The organism is Paenibacillus vortex V453 (assembly GCF_000193415.1).
Lineage (GTDB): Bacteria > Bacillota > Bacilli > Paenibacillales > Paenibacillaceae > Paenibacillus_AQ > Paenibacillus_AQ glucanolyticus.
The window spans coordinates 265,010-283,204 of record NZ_ADHJ01000018.1 but is presented as its reverse complement, the minus strand read 5'-3'; the positions used below and the strand labels follow the sequence as shown (position 1 = coordinate 283,204).

19 protein-coding genes are annotated in these 18,195 nt (G+C 47.4%); 1 reads left to right on the top strand and 18 read right to left on the bottom strand.

Annotation, left to right across the window (positions count from 1 at the left end; genetic code table 11):
- Window positions 1-83 precede the first annotated feature (83 nt).
- The 3 genes from PVOR_RS11730 to PVOR_RS11720 form a co-directional block, all read right to left on the bottom strand.
- Window positions 84-998: a carbohydrate ABC transporter permease gene (locus PVOR_RS11730; RefSeq protein ID WP_006209388.1), complete on the bottom strand. Its 915-nt coding sequence runs from the start codon at window positions 996-998 to the stop codon at window positions 84-86.
- Window positions 999-1,052: 54 nt separating this feature from the next.
- A complete protein-coding gene (locus PVOR_RS11725; RefSeq protein ID WP_006209387.1) occupies window positions 1,053-1,928 on the bottom strand; it encodes a carbohydrate ABC transporter permease in 876 nt (291 codons plus the stop codon).
- Between the two features lie 92 nt (window positions 1,929-2,020).
- Window positions 2,021-3,262, bottom strand: a complete 1,242-nt coding sequence (locus tag PVOR_RS11720) for an extracellular solute-binding protein (protein ID WP_036636775.1) — start codon at window positions 3,260-3,262, stop codon at window positions 2,021-2,023.
- A gap of 293 nt (window positions 3,263-3,555) precedes the next feature.
- On the opposite strand from PVOR_RS11720, the gene PVOR_RS11715 reads away from it, so the two are divergent.
- Window positions 3,556-4,458: an ArsR/SmtB family transcription factor gene (locus PVOR_RS11715; RefSeq protein WP_006209385.1), complete on the top strand. Its 903-nt coding sequence runs from the start codon at window positions 3,556-3,558 to the stop codon at window positions 4,456-4,458.
- Between the two features lie 161 nt (window positions 4,459-4,619).
- Here PVOR_RS11715 and spo0A read toward each other — a convergent pair whose 3' ends face one another.
- From spo0A to PVOR_RS11640, 15 genes are all read right to left on the bottom strand, one after another.
- Window positions 4,620-5,423, bottom strand: a complete 804-nt coding sequence (gene spo0A, locus PVOR_RS11710; RefSeq protein WP_006209384.1) for a sporulation transcription factor Spo0A — start codon at window positions 5,421-5,423, stop codon at window positions 4,620-4,622.
- A 196-nt stretch (window positions 5,424-5,619) separates the two neighbouring features.
- A complete protein-coding gene (gene spoIVB / locus PVOR_RS11705) occupies window positions 5,620-6,954 on the bottom strand; it encodes a SpoIVB peptidase (protein ID WP_006209383.1) in 1,335 nt (444 codons plus the stop codon).
- A gap of 100 nt (window positions 6,955-7,054) precedes the next feature.
- Entirely contained in the window at window positions 7,055-8,794 is a 1,740-nt protein-coding gene (gene recN / locus PVOR_RS11700; RefSeq protein WP_006209382.1) for a DNA repair protein RecN, read from the bottom strand.
- A gap of 41 nt (window positions 8,795-8,835) precedes the next feature.
- On the bottom strand, window positions 8,836-9,285 hold the full coding sequence (gene ahrC, locus PVOR_RS11695) for a transcriptional regulator AhrC/ArgR (protein WP_006209381.1): 450 nt from the start codon (window positions 9,283-9,285) through the stop codon (window positions 8,836-8,838).
- Window positions 9,286-9,302: 17 nt separating this feature from the next.
- A complete protein-coding gene (locus PVOR_RS11690; protein ID WP_006209380.1) occupies window positions 9,303-9,794 on the bottom strand; it encodes a hypothetical protein in 492 nt (163 codons plus the stop codon).
- 68 nt (window positions 9,795-9,862) lie between these two features.
- Window positions 9,863-10,735 carry a TlyA family RNA methyltransferase gene (locus PVOR_RS11685; RefSeq protein ID WP_006209379.1) on the bottom strand — a complete coding sequence of 291 codons (873 nt, stop codon included), beginning with the start codon at window positions 10,733-10,735 and terminating at the stop codon, window positions 9,863-9,865.
- Between the two features lie 19 nt (window positions 10,736-10,754).
- Complete coding sequence (gene dxs, locus PVOR_RS11680; protein WP_006209378.1) at window positions 10,755-12,662, bottom strand: 1-deoxy-D-xylulose-5-phosphate synthase; 1,908 nt, start codon at window positions 12,660-12,662, stop codon at window positions 10,755-10,757.
- Between the two features lie 110 nt (window positions 12,663-12,772).
- Window positions 12,773-13,648, bottom strand: coding sequence for a polyprenyl synthetase family protein (locus PVOR_RS11675; protein WP_200860825.1), 876 nt, complete (start codon window positions 13,646-13,648; stop codon window positions 12,773-12,775).
- Between the two features lie 22 nt (window positions 13,649-13,670).
- Window positions 13,671-13,931, bottom strand: coding sequence for an exodeoxyribonuclease VII small subunit (gene xseB / locus PVOR_RS11670; protein ID WP_006209376.1), 261 nt, complete (start codon window positions 13,929-13,931; stop codon window positions 13,671-13,673).
- On the bottom strand, window positions 13,921-15,291 hold the full coding sequence (xseA, locus tag PVOR_RS11665; protein WP_040680502.1) for an exodeoxyribonuclease VII large subunit: 1,371 nt from the start codon (window positions 15,289-15,291) through the stop codon (window positions 13,921-13,923). The genes xseB and xseA overlap by 11 nt, the downstream gene beginning before the upstream one ends.
- A 1-nt stretch (window position 15,292) precedes the next feature.
- Window positions 15,293-16,153 carry a bifunctional methylenetetrahydrofolate dehydrogenase/methenyltetrahydrofolate cyclohydrolase FolD gene (gene folD, locus PVOR_RS11660; protein ID WP_006209374.1) on the bottom strand — a complete coding sequence of 287 codons (861 nt, stop codon included), beginning with the start codon at window positions 16,151-16,153 and terminating at the stop codon, window positions 15,293-15,295.
- 58 nt (window positions 16,154-16,211) lie between these two features.
- Window positions 16,212-16,670 carry a transcription antitermination factor NusB gene (nusB, locus tag PVOR_RS11655; RefSeq protein WP_006209373.1) on the bottom strand — a complete coding sequence of 153 codons (459 nt, stop codon included), beginning with the start codon at window positions 16,668-16,670 and terminating at the stop codon, window positions 16,212-16,214.
- A 178-nt stretch (window positions 16,671-16,848) separates the two neighbouring features.
- Entirely contained in the window at window positions 16,849-17,082 is a 234-nt protein-coding gene (locus PVOR_RS11650) for a DUF2273 domain-containing protein (RefSeq protein ID WP_006209372.1), read from the bottom strand.
- A 15-nt stretch (window positions 17,083-17,097) separates the two neighbouring features.
- Window positions 17,098-17,637, bottom strand: coding sequence for an alkaline shock response membrane anchor protein AmaP (amaP, locus tag PVOR_RS11645; protein ID WP_006209371.1), 540 nt, complete (start codon window positions 17,635-17,637; stop codon window positions 17,098-17,100).
- 73 nt (window positions 17,638-17,710) lie between these two features.
- A complete protein-coding gene (locus tag PVOR_RS11640; RefSeq protein WP_006209370.1) occupies window positions 17,711-18,124 on the bottom strand; it encodes an Asp23/Gls24 family envelope stress response protein in 414 nt (137 codons plus the stop codon).
- Between the last annotated feature and the right edge of the window lie 71 nt (window positions 18,125-18,195).

Below are 18,195 nucleotides of genomic sequence, written 5' to 3'. Positions count from 1 at the left end.
AATTTTCGAATTATGCAAAATGCTCATATATAATTCAGACATGGTGACGACTCCTATACCTTATTATTTTATTTGTATTCTATCTAACCCTTGATACCGGCGTTTAAGTTAATAGACTGCACAAAGTATTTCTGGGCAAACAGGAACAACAGCAGCGTCGGAATGATCGCTAGAATGGCAGAGCCCATTAATTGGCCGATCATGCGATAATTGCCGTATATGTCCTGCAGCAGCAATAGACCTGCGGTGACCGGCATTTTCTCCACATCCGTATATACGATGACAGGCCAGAGAAAATCATTCCAGGACCCTGTGAAGGAAAACAACCCGCACACAATCAATACCGGCTTCATAAGCGGCAAGATGATAGAGTAATAGATTTTAAAATCTCCCGCACCATCAACACGAGCCGATTCATCCAGATCCTTGGGAACGCCCATCATAAATTGCCGAACCAGAAAAATGTTACCCATGCCCGCCAACCCCGGAATAATCATCGCCCATGACGTGTTCACCCAGCCCAGCGCATCGATGATTTTGTAAGACGGGATGAGATTAACCACGCCAGGAAAAAAGGAGATACCCAGCAAAGTAAAGAACAATGCATCTCTGCCTTTAAACTTCATGCGTGAATATCCATAACCAGTAAGTGAAATGACCACAATCACCAGCAGTGTATGCAGGGTTGCAATGAACACCGAGTTCATCAGCCAGCGTAAAATAGGGGCCGTCGACGTGTTCTGCAGAATGGTAACATAATTATCGAAAATCCAGTTGACGGGCAGCAATCTGAAACCGCTGGACACCACTTCAGCTTGCGAGCGAAAAGACGTGGTAATACCAAAAATGACGGGAATTGCCCATATGATACACAGCACAATCAGAAATGTGTAAGCTATATATTTTGAGATGCTTATATGAGATGCAGCCTTCTTCGGACCGGATGGACCAAGCCTTGGATTCTTCATATCGGTTTCATTTAATACCGGGTTCGACATTGCACAGTACACCTACCTTTATCGTTTCCGTTGCTTGCAAGCATGACTTGCCATCTATGAAGCGTTTCGGTTCATGACATAGTATTGAAGAGCTGAGATCACAAGTATGACTAATCCCAGCAGCACTGCCATTGCGGAAGCCATACCAGCAATCGATTCTCCATGACCGAAAGCCAGCTGCCGAATGTACATCATCAATACCGTTGTGCTCTGCCTTGGTCCCCCGTCCGTCATCATGAGCGGTTGACCGAATACGTTGAAGGCTCCGGCCGTTGTCATAACAAAGGTATAGATCAGCGGAAAACGAATCGACGGCAGCGTAATGCTCGAAAACCTGCGGACCGGTCCTGCTCCGTCCATTTCTGCTGATTCGTACAAATCCTTGGATACGCCGCTTATGGAGGCGCGGTAGATAATCATGTTTCCACCCACGCCGCCCCATATCGTAATGACAATGATAATGAGCCAAGCGTAGGGTTGATTTGCCGCCCAGACAGTTTCCGAACCGAAGATATTATTCGTGATTCCAAGCTGCTTATTAAATATTAAGGACCAAATAAGTGCCGCCGCGGAAATCGAGATGAGTCCGGGTATATAGAGAATGGACTGGATGACATTTTTCATTTTCACTTTTTTATGCTCAAGTGAAACAGCAATCATTAAAGGGATGATGATTAATACAGGCACGCTCAGCACAACGAAAATCAGCGTGTTTTTCAGACCATTCATAAACTGGCTATAGAACGTGGACTCCGTGTTGAACAGAATTGTTTTATAGTTGGCAAGCCCAACCCACACGGGATCATTGATCAAATTCCATTGCGTAAACGATGCATATATCCCGTAAATGGTCGGCAGCAGGATAAATACGATAAATAAAATCAGATGGGGACCTACAAAGAAAAAAGGCGTCAACGACTTCTTATTCATACCCTTTCATGTCTCCTTTGGAGAAGAAATGTGTCTTGGATCCAACGACACGTTTCTTTTTTTCAATCGGTTCGGTTCAGATTCCCTGCCTGTTATTTCGCGCCGCTATTGCCCTCGGCTATTTTATCCTCTACAAACTTTTGCATTGTCACCAAAGTTTCGTCGATATCGACATTTCCTCTTACGATATCCCCTGCATAGGTATCTACGGCTTCTGCCACATACGGATAGTATTCATAGGTGTAGATGTACAACGATTCGATCTCCTTATCGTTAGAAGTGAAGAACGACTGGATGTAGCTGTCGTAATCAGGGCTCTCAATGACTTGTTTACTGGCCACGATCTGTCCCGCCTTTGCCCACTCTATGGAATGTTCCCGAATGAATTCGAGGAACTGGCCGATGGCTTGTTCTTTTTCATCCGTTCTCTTCTCGTTCTTCAGCATGGAGAATAAGTGTGAGGAGGCACGGTTCGTGAATGTATCTGCACTGGTCGAATAGATGTTGGTTACGCCAAAATCCAATCCTTCCACGCTGGCATGTGCCGTCGAACTCCATGTGCCGTCTGTAGAAAATAAAACGTTTCCAGCTTGGAACATCAAGTATCCGTCTTCGCCGAACGGAGTCATTAACCCCGCATCCGATATCTTCTTAATCTCGGTCAGGGCCTGCTTCATGGCTTCTGTGTTTACGGCCGGCTTGCCGTCTTGCTCGATACCGCCGCCCAGATTCTGAATCTGAGCCAACACAACCCAGCCTAACAATGCATCGTTGACCACATAGTCGCCTTCATCTAACTTTCCTTGCAGGGATAATATTTCATCAATGGTAACGACATCGTCATCGAGAAAACTTTCGACATTGTATTTTTTGAGCAGGTTCTTGTTGTAATACATCGCATTGCTATGAATATCGAGAGGCACAGTATATTGGGTACCCTCCACATTTCCGGTTGCCCAGGCTTGTGGCAAATAATTGTCTTCTTTCAGTTCTGGTTGCGCTTGCATAACCGTTGTCATGGGTTCAAGTACGCCTTGCTTCACAAAGCTCGGCACCCGGTCGGCATGAATAATGGACAAATCCGGTACGCCCTTGCCGGAGTTCAGAACCGTGGATATCTTGGTATACATATCCGAAGTAATCACATGTTTCACTTTATACTCGGGATTTGTTGCATTATAGTCCTTTACGAGCTGATCCATGTAAGCTCCGTCATCACCTGTCAAAGGCGTCCAGAAGGTGATGGTGTTTTTGTCTCCGTTTCCACATCCCCCTAGAACTGCTACGGCTAACCATACAAGTATCAGTGAAACCCCCATTTTTTTCTTCAACAAACTCTCCTCCTATTACTAATCATTTGGTTAATCATTACCTGTCAGAGAAATGGAAACGATTAACTTTGGTTCAGTATACACTCGCTCTGAAAGCGGTGTCAATAACTTAAATATAAATCTAATATAATAATTTTATATTTAATTAACTATTATGTTAATCATATACTTGAAATTTTGTTTCTATAAAAGAGGTGATTTATATACAGGTTAACCTTGCCTATGGTATGATGCTTATTAGTTAATGATCTTTGTTCATCTTGGTTCATGAAAACTTTTTTGAAAGAAGTGGTCATATGCAATTGGAAATAGACAAGTCATCGCTTGTGGTTTATGAGGCGTTGGCCAGCGAAGTTCGAATCAAGATAATTCAGCTGCTCTCCAAAAACAAAATGAATATCAAGGATTTGGCTCAAGAACTTCAAATTAGCAGTCCGATTGTGACAAAGCATATTAAAAAACTGGAAGATGCGGGGATTATACGCACGGAGAAAATCCCCGGAAAATCCGGACAGCAAAAAATTTCAATACTGAAAGTGGATCATATCGAAATCAATTTCCCCAAAAAAATTTTTCATTCTTTTGCTTCCTATGAAGCTTCGGTGCCTATCGGCCATTACACGGATTATGATCTGAAGCCTACCTGCGGCCTTGCGACTGAAAAGGAGTTTATCGGAAGGGTGGATGAGCCTAAGTATTTTATGGATCCGAAGCGGGTTGATGCAGAGATTCTATGGTTTACCGAAGGGTTTATCCAGTACAATATCGCTAACTTTCTTCAGAAGGACGAGAAGCTGCAGCAGTTCGAGATCAGCTTGGAGCTGTCGTCGGAATTTCCTTTTTCCAACGATGTTTGGCCTTCGGATATTACGTTCTCATTAAATGGGATTGAACTCGGTACGTGGACAAGCCCCGGGGATTTCGCAGATACACGAGGGAAATATACACCTGAGTGGTGGCCGCACAACATCAACCAATATGGACTACTGAAAACGATCCGGATTACAAGTCATGGCACGTACATTGATGGCGACCCGCTCTCCCCTGTCTCTGTGAACGATCTGGATACCACTTGTGACCGTTGGACCTTTCGAATTGAAGTAAAGCCAGACGCGGAGCACGTTGGAGGAGCCACGATATTCGGCAAAAAATTCGGCAACCATGAACAAGATATCGAGTTCAAAATGTATTATCTGTGAGGGGGATAGGATCCCGAGCATTAAGAATGAGGAGCATATAGCGAGAAGAAACCAGCCGAATCAACGGCTGGTTTCTTTTTTACAAAAAATAAAATCACTCCTTCACAGGTTACTCATTCGCAACCAATAAAGGAGTGATTTCAATGTTAGTCCTTACCCTTTCAAGAAACCTTATGCTCGATTCTCAGCTTGTCTGCCACCATCGCGATGAACTCGCTGTTTGTTGGTTTGGATTTGCTGATGTTGATCGTATAACCAAACAGATGGCTGATGGAATCGATATTGCCGCGCGTCCAGGCCACTTCAATAGCGTGACGGATGGCACGCTCCACTCGGGAAGGCGTTGTTTTGAACTTCTCGGCAATTGCCGGATACAGTGTTTTGGTTATCGCACCCAAAATTTCGATATTGTTGTATACCATGGTAATCGCTTCCCGCAAATATTGGTAACCTTTGATATGAGCAGGAACGCCAATTTCGTGAATAATCGATGTGATATTCGCATCCAAATTCTTGCCCTTGCCCATAGGAACCACATTGGATTTCATGCTTGAAAACGGCGTGCTGGACGAGATATTGCTTGGCGATCCAACCAGCTGGCGAATGCGGCTAGCCAGAACCTCCATATCAAACGGCTTCAGAATATAATAAGAGGCACCCAATTGCACAGCACGCTGAGTAATATTCTCCTGACCAAATGCCGTGAGCATAATGACTTTCGGCTGTGGAGACAGGTTCATATCGCGTAAACGCTCAAGTACGCCAAGTCCATCCAGATGAGGCATAATAATATCAAGGATTAGCACATCTGGTGCTTTTCCTGATTCCTCAATCATGTTCAATACTTCTTCGCCATTATAAGCGATTCCGGATACCACCATGTCTTGTTGATCCGAAATGTATTCACCAAGCAGGTTTGTAAACTCACGGTTGTCATCTGCCAATAATACTTCGATCTTTTGCAATTCGTGCTCCTCCTTTATCAGATCAGTGATTAGTTTAGAACTATTTTCTTGTGTTTAAAGTTTTCGACATGCTTATTTAAATTCCTTCTGTCGAAAATTATTTTTCTTTATTTTTTTTTGAAGTTGATTTATAATTAAATATTTTGTTTCAAATTAATCTGTATTTCGTTCTTTTACGACAAAAAATCTCAAGGCATTAACCTGCCTTAAGATTTTGAGGAGTTGACTCTGTAGATTGTAGTACACCGGAATCCTGAAGCATCCATTCAATAAAGCATCCATATCCCGATTTGGGATCATTCACAAACACGTGGGTTACAGCTCCAATCAGCTTACCGTCTTGGACGATTGGACTGCCGCTCATGCCCTGTACGATACCGCCTGTCTTCTTGAGCAGCCTTGGGTCCGTAATGCGCAGCACAAGCCCTTTCGTTGCCGGAACGTCCTGTTTGGACACATGAACAATCTCAACTGTAAAGCGTTCGACTTCCTGACCTTCAACAACGGTCAAAATCTCGGCTGGGCCTTCCTGAACCTCATGAGACATGGCAACCGGTATCGGCTCCTGATAAAGCCCGTGATCCGGCAGATCATTCATTTTACCAAAAATGCCAAAGTGGGTGTTACGCTCGACGTTGCCCAAAATCTTGCCGTCCTTCGTGAAGGTTGCCCGTTTTTCTCCCGGCTCGCCTTCTTCACTACGGCTAATGGACGTGACGTTAGACTGAACGATCTGGCCACTTCCAACCTCAATAGGGGTTTGAGTATTCATATCGGTGATGACATGGCCCAGGGCGCCATAGACTTTCTGGTGGGGTGCATAGAAGGTCAAGGTGCCTACACCTGCGGCAGAATCACGGATATAGAGGCCAAGGCGCCAGCTTTGATCTTCCTGGTCATAAGCTGGACTCAGCTTGGTCTTCATTTCTTTACCGCCCCGCTTAAAAGAGATATCCAGTGGCCGCTTGGCTTTGCCCGCCTTCTCCACGAGATCTGCAACCTTAGTTACGTCATTGAGCGGCTTGCCATCCATCGTCGTAAGCAGATCGCCAAGTTTTAAACCTGCTGCTTCTCCGGGTGACACTTTGGCACCGTTTTGAACACGTACCAGGTGATGACCAACCACGAGAATTCCAGAGGATTTCACTTTGACACCGATGGTTTGACCACCCGGGATTACCTTGAGTTCAGGCATCACTTTGACATGTACAGTCTTCAGAGGAATTTTACCGAATAATTTCAGTGTAACTTCAGCTTTTCCGCTTTGCTGAGGATTTAAGTGCAGCGGATGCTTCAATGATACTTGAAGCTGCGATTCGCTGGAGCCGTTGAGTTGCACGACATCCGGACGATCTACTGAAGCGAGTGCTTGAACGGGCATGGCAACATCCAGGCGGGACTGCTGACCGGAAATCAACCTAAGCTCATCAGGCAATGAAGCAAAAGATTGGACAGGATCAGCAGATCCAAGGAAACAAAGAAGGAAAGCAAGAACGAAACCGAGCAGTTTTCTCCTGAGGTTAGGCTTCAATGGCTGTCACGCTCCCTTTTTCTTCTTTCGCTTGACGAAAAGGTGGTCGCCAATTGCGTACCTTTAAGTTACCCTGCCCTTAAGGTTTTATAACTGTCAATCATTGACCCAAAGCCTTTCTGGAAGCCTTTTGCGCTGCCGCCAGATTGAGCATTTCCTGGGCATGATGCAGCGTCTTTTCCGTGATTTCGACTCCGCCAAGCATCCGTGCAAGCTCTTTTACACGCCCCTCTTCCGTCAGGTTCTCCACTTGGGTCATCGTTCTGGAGGCTTCAAGTTTCTTCTCGATTAGATACTGATGATCCGCCATACAAGCCACCTGAGGCAAATGCGTAATGGAGAACACCTGACAGGTTTTGGCCAGCAAAAACAGCTTCTCAGCAATCGATTGGGCTGCTCTGCCGCTAACACCCGTATCGACTTCATCAAAGATTAAGACCGGAATTTGATCATGACGGGCAAATATACTCTTCATCGCCAGCATAATTCTGGACATTTCACCGCCTGAAGCAATCTTGGCAAGCGGACGCAGCGGTTCTCCCGGATTGGCGGATATGAGGAATTCCGCTGTATCCATTCCTTGTTTGGTCAGCCGTACTCGATGTCCTTCATATTCATATCCGTTAGGATCCACCTGCAGCTCCAAACGTACCTCCAGAGAGGTTCGCTCCATCTGAAGATCCTTCAGCTCGCCTTCCACTTGTCGTGCCAAATCCTGCGCGCACTGCTTGCGGGCAATACTGAGCTCTTTAGCACTAACCAAAAGCACGCTCAATAGCTCATCCCGTCGCTGCTCCAACGCTTGAATAAATTCGTCCTTGTTTTCCAGCATGTCAGTTTCCTGCTGAATTCTCACGTAGTATTCCAGAATTTGCTCCACATTATCCCCATATTTTCGGCGTAATCCGGATATCATATCTAAACGAAGCTCAATGTCGTTAAGCCGCTCGGGATTGAATTCAATCCCGTCCCGATAATCGCGAAGCTGGAATACGGCATCCTCAAGCTGATAATACGCAGATTGAAGCTGCTCGACCAGCGGCTTTAACCCCTTCTCGTCATAAGCAGATACATCTTCCAATTTCGACAGTGCCCGGCTGACGGATTCGAGACCCGAGGCACCGTACAAGAGGTCGTATGCTCCTGCTACGGAGTCCATCATTTTCTCACTATGGGACAGCTTGGTCCTTTCATCGGAAAGTTCCTCGTCTTCGCCTGTTTTTAGCTCGGCTGCCGCTATTTCCTCCAGCTGAAAACGATACATGTCCAGCATTTGATATGCCTTTTGGCTGGTCTCCTGCAGGTCCCTAAGCTCTCTTTCCACTTTACTAAACTCGGAGTACAGCCCCTGGTATTTACGCTTAGCAGGTCCTATGACCTTATCTCCGTACGTATCCAACAAGCTCATATGCTGCTCTGAACGCAGCAAACTTTGATGCTCATGCTGACCATGGATATTAATCAGTTTCTCGCCAACTTCACGGAGCATGCTTAGATTCAGAAGCTGTCCGTTAATACGGGACGTGCTTTTCCCTTGGGCTGTCAGCTCTCTTCGGATCAGCAAATGTTCCTCCCGATCCGCTTCCACACCCAGCTCCTTCAGCGTATTCCATACCGGATGATCAATGGGAAGCTCAAATAAGGCTTCGATCTCCGCCTTGTCACAGCCGTAGCGAATCAGCTCAGCAGAACCGCGCCCGCCTGCAATTAACCCAAGCGCATCGATAATAATGGATTTACCCGCCCCAGTCTCCCCTGTAAGGACATGAAACCCCGGATAAAATTGCACATCCACACTCTCAACAACTGCCAAATTACGAATGGATAACGTGTTTAACATGCTTAACACCTCCACAGCCTGCTTATATATAGGACATTGACTTACGATATGAATTTATTGATCTGGGATACAACGTGTTCCCCATCGGCCTCCGTACGGCAAATTAACAATATGGTGTCATCTCCGCAGATGGTTCCCATAATTTGGGACCACTCCATATTATCCAGCAGTACCGCAACCGAGTTGGCTGTTCCAGGCAAACACTTCATGACGACAAGGTTTCCCGTACGATCGATGTATACGAAATTATCGATCAGCGCTCTTTTGAGCTTCTGTACAGGATTGTAACGCTGATCAGTTGGCATGGAGTATTTGTAACGCCCATCGTCCGTTGGCACCTTAATGAGCAGCAGTTCTTTTATATCTCGTGAGATCGTAGCCTGTGTAACCTGAAAACCCTCAGCACGCAAAGCATCCACAAGCTCATCCTGTGTCTCAATATCATGGTGGGTAATTATATCCCTGATTTTAATATGGCGTTGTCCCTTCATAAAGAGCCTCCTGAGTATTAACTGTTGTATTCATCATTGCCGATCCATTCTTCGTCTGACCAATCTAAACCTAAACGGTGAATGACCTGTTCATTCATATCGATATAGAGCAGCCCGGCACATTCCGGATACAGCAGCAAAAATGGCATGAGCCGGTCACGGATGCCCGAGCCTGTCCAATCGACCGGCATTCGGTCCCGCGACACCTTTACCATATACAGCTCACCGCTGTCATCGGATGCAACATAATCGACAAACAGACGACTATGGATCGGCCTCTGTCCCGTTTCGAAAGATAAGTTTATTTTTACTTTACCCCCAACCACATCATATCCTTCTTCTTCAAGCATCCCAATCGCTGGATGATCTGGTATTCGCTCATTGATCGGGATACCCGGCAGCCGGTCCGGTGATGGTGACATCAGCCAACGATTCAGCCTATAGCCGATAAGCAAGGCAATGACGACACCAAGCAATATCATTAATAACCAATCATAACGCTCATTCATCCTCTCACCTCGAATTTTGTATTCGCGGATGAGAACATAAATTCCTCTTTTTCAGCAAAAGAAACCCATCATTTCGATGAGTTTCCCGTAAATGTATGAGCCGCTTGTGTTACAACGGTGTCAATCCATTGACTCAAGTGGACAGCATCTTGTCCATCTCCCTGAATCGGTGCTTCTGAAACTTCAGAAACCTCCGGCTCTAAACGCCAGTGGGCCAGGAATTCAATATTTCCTTCCCCTCCGGTAATCGGTGAGAAAGTAAGATTTTTCAATTTGAATCCTATCTCTTCAGCAAAAGTCAGCACCTGCGTTAGAACTTCCTTATGAACCTTCGGATCCCGAACCACGCCGGATTTACCGACCTTCTCCCGCCCTGCCTCAAATTGAGGTTTGATCAGAGCGGCAACATCTCCGGGTTTACCCAGCAGCATTTTCAAAGGTGGCAAAATAATGCGGAGGGATATAAACGACACGTCAATGCTTGCGAAATTAGGCGGTGGGCCCTTCAAATCCTCCGGTGTCATATATCGGAAATTCGTTCGCTCCATGACACACACGCGCTCATCGTTACGCAATGACCAGTCCAATTGATTGTAGCCGACGTCAATTGCATACACATAACTTGCCCCGTGCTGGAGTGCGCAATCCGTAAAGCCGCCAGTCGAAGAGCCGATATCCAGCATCGTGCGCTCCTTCATATCGATATCGAATTCACGAATCGCCTTCTCAAGCTTTAAGCCCCCACGACTGACGTACGGATGAACAGAGCCTTTGACTTTCAGTTCTGACGTCCTCGGGATTTTCATGCCGGCCTTCTCGATCCGCTCGGTTCCAGCGTAGACCAGTCCCGCCATAATCGCAGCTTTGGCTTTTTCCCTACTCTCATAATATCCCTGCTCCACGAGCAGGACATCAATCCGTTCTTTCTGAGATGAATCCATATTATACTCCCGATCGTTACTAAGACATAAAACTTCTCTTGCCAAGCTCAGCGGTCCGAGCGGTCTTCAAATTCCGGATTTCCTGACACACCGATTCCAAGGTCAGCCCTACTTCTTCACGCTGCTGCGGAATGCTTCCATGCTCGATAAACCGATCCTCAATGCCCATTAAGGATACGACTGCATCATGTATTCCCTGTTCTGCAAAATACTCCAGAACCGCACTGCCCATACTGCCCGCTTGGGAAACCTCCTCTAGAACCAGCATGGACGTACCGGTCTCTGCCAAATTCTTGAGCATCTCTCCGTCGAGCGGTTTAAGGAACCGGGCATTAACGACTTCTACCGAAATGCCTTCCCGCTTAAGCTGCTCGGCCGCTTCCTCGGCTAATTGTACCATCGGGCCCGAAGCCAATATGGCATACCCTTCACCCGGACGAACGATTTCCCAAGTTCCAATAGGAATGGGTACCAGTTCGGTATCCATCGGGACACCACGAACATTGTTCCGAGGGTAACGATATGCAATCGGACCCTCATTATAGTCGAGAGCTGTTTTCATCATATGACGAAGCTCATTCTCATCTTTCGGCATCATAATGACGATATTCGGGATGTGACGCATAAAGGCCACGTCGTATACCCCTTGGTGTGTTTCGCCATCAGCGCCAACAAAGCCGGCGCGATCAATCGCAAACATAACGTTAGCGTTATGACGGCAAATATCGTGCACGATCTGGTCATAAGCGCGCTGCATAAACGTCGAATACACGGCAAATACAGGCTTCATGCCTTCCATTGCCATTGCTGCGCACAGTGTTGCTGCATGCTGTTCGGCGATGCCCACGTCAATCATACGGTCAGGGAATTTCTTGCTGAACGGGATTAAGCCGGACCCGCCTGGCATTGCTGGCGTAACGGCCACGATGCGTTTGTCCTGCTCACCCAGCTCAACCAAAGTCTGCCCGAACACTTCCGTGTACATCGGATTTCCTACGGCTTTAAGAACTTGGCCGGATTCAATCTTATAAGGCGTAATTCCGTGCCATTTATGAGAATCTGATTCTGCAGGACGGTAACCCTTGCCTTTGGTGGTTACCGCATGAACCAGAACAGGTCCATCTACGTTGTCAGCCTGATTTAACGTATCGATCAGCTTGTTCAGATCGTGTCCGTCCACAGGTCCCAAATACGTAAAGCCAAGCTCCTCGAACAGAACGCCGGGAACCATCATGTATTTAAGGCTGTCCTTCATCTTCTCCGCAGTCTTTGCCAATTTCCCGCCGATAGCAGGAATCTTCTTCAGCACCATCTCCACTTCGTCTTTAGCGCGAAGATAAAAGCGGTCTGAACGAATTTTGCTTAAATAGTTATGCATGGCACCCACATTGGGTGCAATCGACATTTCATTATCATTTAAAATGACTATCAGCTTTTTCTGCTCATGGCCAATATGATTGAGAGCCTCAAACGCCATGCCGCCGGTAAGGGCGCCATCCCCGATCATGGCGATAACCCGATTGTTCTCACCCTTCAGATCGCGTGCCATAGCCATTCCCATTGCAGCTGATAGCGAAGTGCTGCTGTGCCCGGCTTCCCAGACATCATGCTCGCTTTCAGAACGCTTAACGAAGCCGCACAAACCCTTGTATTTGCGGAGCGTGTCGAACTGATCCATCCGACCCGTCAGGATTTTGTGTACATAGGCTTGATGACCCACGTCAAAAATCATCTTGTCACGAGGGCTGTCAAAGCAATAGTGCAAGGCCAGCGTGAGTTCAACCACTCCCAGGTTCGGTGCAAGATGGCCACCGGTAACGGACAGTTTTTCAATTAGAAAATTACGGATTTGTACAGCTAAATCCTCGAGTTCGTTCACCGATAAGTTCATTAGTTGTTTGGGATGTTTGATATTTGGAAGAAGCACGAAGAATCTCCCCGCTTTCCTTGATTAAGTTTACGTTTCTGAGGCTGACTTGTGAATCAGCCATTAATAGACATTATATCACAAAAAAACCTTATGCATGTAATGCACGCTTAGTGATCCCGAGCCATCAAGAAATCTGCAATCTCGAGCAGTCTGGATGGATCGTTGAAATTCCCCTCGGTGATAACCCGCTTGGCTTCTGCTGTCAGACGTTCAACCTCACGCCTTGATGGGTCCAAACCGATGAAGTACGGATAAGTTACTTTCTCCTGCTTCACATCGCTCTGTACCGGCTTCCCAAGCTTGGACTCATCCCCGACCAGATCCAGAATATCATCCTGAATCTGAAAAGCAAGCCCGATGTGGTGTCCAAAAATCCGAAGCGACTCAATCTGGGCTTCCGTGCATCCGGCGATATGCCCGCCTGCCATAAGTGAGAACATGATCAGATCGCTGGTCTTGTGCAGATGGATATACTCCAGCTGCTCCAGCGTCGTCAACCCTTGTTCACCCTCCATGTCGGCAACCTGGCCTCCTACCATTCCCCGTGGCCCTGCATACTCAGCAAGATCCTCCACAATCGACAGCACGCGTTCTGCCGGAACGCCAAACTGTCTGGAAGCCTGAATTATGCTATAGAAAGCGTGGGTCAGCAAGGCGTCGCCGGCCAAAATAGCACTGGCCTCACCAAATACCTTGTGATTTGTCGGTTTGCCTCGGCGGTAATCGTCATCATCCATCGCTGGCAGATCATCGTGTACGAGCGAATATGTATGGACCATCTCAACAGCACATGCCACCGGAATTGCGGCATCGCGTGATCCGCCCCCCGCTTCGCAGGCAGCAATCACAAGCAGCGGACGCATACGCTTTCCGCCTGCCATTAAAGAATACGACATGGACTTGTGAAGGGTTTCAGGAACTTTCCAACTTGGGGGAAAAAGATTCGTAAGCTCACTATCAAGCCTGTCACAAATTTCATTCATATATTGATTGATCGGTTGTCTATTATTCACCCAGTTCACCTGTCTCCTCCAGCGTCCCGCCAAAGGGCTTGCGCTTAAGTTCCCCGCCTTCTTCAACAATCATTTCGATCTTCTGCTCAACCTGCTCCAGCTTTTGGCTGCACATCTGCGACAGCTTCATGCCCTGTTGAAATAAATCGATGGCCTTCTCCAGAGGTACGTCTCCATCTTCCAATTGCTCTACAATGGTCTCAAGCTGAGCCATTGCCTCTTCAAAACTGATCTCCACGGTTTCATTCCCCATGCCCTTCATCCTCCTTCATTCCCCATACTTGACACTGCAGCTGTCCATCACTGACCCTCACATTAACCAAATCGCCCAACTGCACATCCTCTAAAGACTTCACGAGTCTCTGCTCTTTCTCGTCATACACCAGACTATACCCTCTGGACATAATCTTAAGCGGACTGAGTGCATCGAGATGCCGCATTTCGGTTTGAAGCTGTGACAGCCTGGATTTCATGATGGACTGCATCGCATTCATTAACTGGCGGTTAGCCTGATCTTTCCTTCGCGCCGCAAACTCCGCTTGCGTGCGCGGATTGTACCGAATCAACCCCTGATGCAGTGATTTTTGCCGCTGACGGCTCAGGGATAGCTGCGATTTCAAATTCCCGTGCAGCCGCTGTGACAGCATGTCCAACCGCTCAGCATGCTGCAGCATGTATCGGCGAGGGTGAACAAGGACGGGAGAGCGCTGAAGTGAAGCTAAACGCTCACGGCTCCGCTTCAGGCGCTGCTGAAGCCCCTGATTCAGCTGCCGCTGTCTCTGAACAAGCTGCCCCTTCAATTCTGCGCTGCTTGGTACCGCAAGCTCCGCTGCAGCAGTTGGCGTAGCTGCCCGAAGATCGGCAACAAAATCGGCGATCGTAAAATCCGTCTCATGACCAACGGCCGATATGACAGGAATGTCCGATTGATAAATGACTCTTGCTACGATCTCCTCGTTAAATGCCCACAATTCTTCAAGCGATCCACCGCCGCGTCCTACAATGAGTACGTCTGCCTCAGCCATGTCATTCATTGTCCGAATCGCTTTAACAATCGAAGGAACTGCCCCTTTTCCTTGGACCAGAACGGGATACAATATGGTTCTCGCTTGAGGGTACCGCCTTCTAATGGTAATCATGATATCCCGAACAGCGGCTCCCGTCGGCGAGGTAATGACGCCAATCGTCTTGGGATAAAGCGGCAGGGGGCGCTTGCGATCAGCCGCAAACAAACCTTCCTCCTCCAGCTTGGCTTTCAACTGTTCATATGCCAAATACAAACTGCCGATACCATCCGGCTGCATTTGAACAGCATAGAACTGGTACTGCCCATCCCGTTCGTAAACCGACACGTTTCCACGAGCTATGACCCGCGAGCCTTCCTTCGGAATAAAGGGAAGCCTCTGATTATGGGTGGCAAACATAATCGCACGAATCCGGCTTCCTTCATCCTTGAGGGTGAAGTACATGTGACCGCTGGAATGATGGGTGAAATTCGAAATTTCACCTCGGATCCAAACATCTGAGAGCCGCGAGTCGCCTTCCATTTTCATACGAATATAACGGTTTAAATCCTTTACGGATAAGACGTGTCCTGGATCTGCTGATTTCATATCAGGCCAACCCATTCAGCCTTTTGGCAGCTAACAAGGTATTCTGCATCAGCATCGTGATGGTCATGGGGCCTACGCCTCCAGGAACCGGGGTAATAGGGCCGGACACTTGCTTCACGCTCTCGAAATCAACATCCCCGGCAAGCTTTCCGTTCTCCAGGCGATTCATCCCGACATCGATGACAACGGCTCCAGGTTTCACATAGCTGGCATCGATCATATTGGCTCTGCCGATCGCGACGACCAGAATATCCGCTTGACGAGCAATTTCGACCATGTTGGCAGTTCTGGAATGACACATCGTAACCGTGGCATTCTCCCGCTGAAGCAGGAGGGACACCGGCTTGCCCACAATATTGGATCTGCCGATTACAACGGCATGCTTGCCCGCAATCTCTATGCCGGTTCGTTTAATCATTTCAATCACACCTGCTGGAGTACATGGAAGCAAGCTGTCATCGCCTATTACGAGGTTACCCACATTAACCGGATGGAAACCATCCACGTCCTTCTTCACCGAGATTGCATCGATGACAGCTTTCTCATGGATGTGTTTGGGCAGAGGCAGCTGAACCAGAATCCCGTGAATGGAATCCTGGGCATTAAGCTTGTCCACCAGCGCCAGCACTTCTTCTTGGCTGGATTCCGCGGATAGCCGATGCACCTCCGAATAATAACCCAGATCCTGACATGCCTTTTCCTTGTTACGAACGTAAACATGCGAAGCCGGATCATCACCTACAAGTACAACAGCCAAACCAGGACGTACATTCTGCTTGGACAATTGTTCTACTTCTAACGCAATCCCCTTGCGAATTTCCTCGGAAATCTGTTTACCGCTAATAATCGTTGCTGCTGTCATCCTTATCTCTCCTCCACTATGATGGAATGATGCGGCCTTTACGTTAAGTGCGCACAGTTCAAGACTGACGCAGCTTCAATTTGACTTGGTCCAGTTCTTGAATCATCCGGCCCAGTACGCCGTTCACGAATTTACCGGACTCATCGGTTCCAAAATGCTTGGACAACTCAATTGCCTCGTTTACGGCAACCTTCCCAGGCACATCTTCACGACTGCTCAGTTCATATACTGCCAAACGCAGAATTTGACGATCCACACGGGAAAGACGACTCACCTGCCAGCCTTTCAAATAATGAGCGAGCAGTTCATCAATGGATTCCTTGGATTCCCAAGTTCCATTAACGAGCTGCAGTACATACTCCTTCATTTGGACTTCGTCACCGATTACCCGCTCGGTCTCATTCTCTTCGGCCGCTTCCGAGAGCAGCATCGACACGGCTTCCATGCTGTCGACTTCGTTCATCTCCATTTGGTAAAGGCTCTGAACGACAATCTCTCTAGCTACACGTCTTTTCATTTCGTTCCTCCTGTGGACCCTGCCTGAATCCATTTTTTCTAATTAGTATGATCCATTTATCATCAAGACTTGACAACAATAAAACTACCAAAAAAAAACCTGTGAATATCTCTCTCCGCAAAAAAGGCGCACTAAACCTGTCCTCAGCATTTTTTCCGGAGAAAGCATATCACAGGGTTCATTTAAACGGCCGCCAACGCTCAGAAAGCCAGCGCCCCCATTCCTGAAAGTGGAACATGGAGCCTTGCTTCAAATCCTTACGTTTGCCAAATATATAGCCGATAAATACCACTAATGCAAAGAACAACATATCCCAAAAACCGGATAATAAATAAATCAGTCCGCACACAAGCCCGCCGGTCACGCCGGCAATTCTTCCTCTGTGACTCTCCCATATTTCTTTCCAGGGCATTTGGGAAGCTCACCTCTATTCCACGCGGCTCTTGAAGCTTGGTGCCTGAACCACGTTAGCAATATACACGGATACGGATGACACAGGTATTCCAGTTGTATCCTCAACAAAGTCGTGCACCTGCTTCTGTACTTCGGTTGTCAGCGTTGGAATGGATTCCTCTCCATCAACCACGGCGCGAATCGCGATATCCAGACCTGACTGGGATACTTTGATTCGGGACTTCAAATCCTTTACGCCTCGGACGCGTGAAGCAGCCTTGAGACACAGATTCTCGATCGTCTCCACAGAGATTTGGATATCGCCAAATTCTGTACGCTGATCAATGGAATTCAGGTTCGAGCGATCACGTCTTACTGAGATGTAGAAGAAACGAATGCTCAGCAAAAACAACACCGCAGCTACGATAATTCCAGCCCAGAAAAGACGTTGTTCCTGCACACTCGTTAACGTATACGGAACAGCGCCGCTCAACAGGAGGATGGCAACTACGGATATAACACCGATGCTTAAGCTGTAGATAAACAGCAGAAGTCTGTCCATTATTTTGGCCACGATTCAGCACAGCCTCCCTTATAAATTAGAGTAAACCCTCGACATCGCTGCCCAGGGCTAGCCTGAAACTATTCTATTTCACGCGTTGAGCCAGATCCAACTCTTCCGTCTTCTCTACGGATTTCATGAAATGGACATCATGAATATGTACATTGACTTCAATAACCGTAAGCCCTGTCATATTCTCTATTGAACGTTTCACGTTGCGTTGGATTTCTCCAGCTACTTCCGGAAGACGATACCCGTATTCCACAATAACGGATACATCAACAGCAGCTTCGCGTTGTCCCACTTCCACTTTAACACCCTTGGATAAGTTTTTGCGTCCGAGCAGTTCAGCAATACCGCCTGCGAAGCCTCCGCTCATTCCTGCAACTCCACGCACTTCAACCGTGGCAAGTCCAGCGATGACTTCAATAACTTCCGGCGCAATCTGAATCTCACCGATATCTGTACGTTCGAATTCTGTAGGCAAAGTTTCCGCCATTGTCTCAACACACCTTTCAGAATAAGTAAGCGGATGCACCCGAACTGCATAAGGCATGCGCTCTTATTACT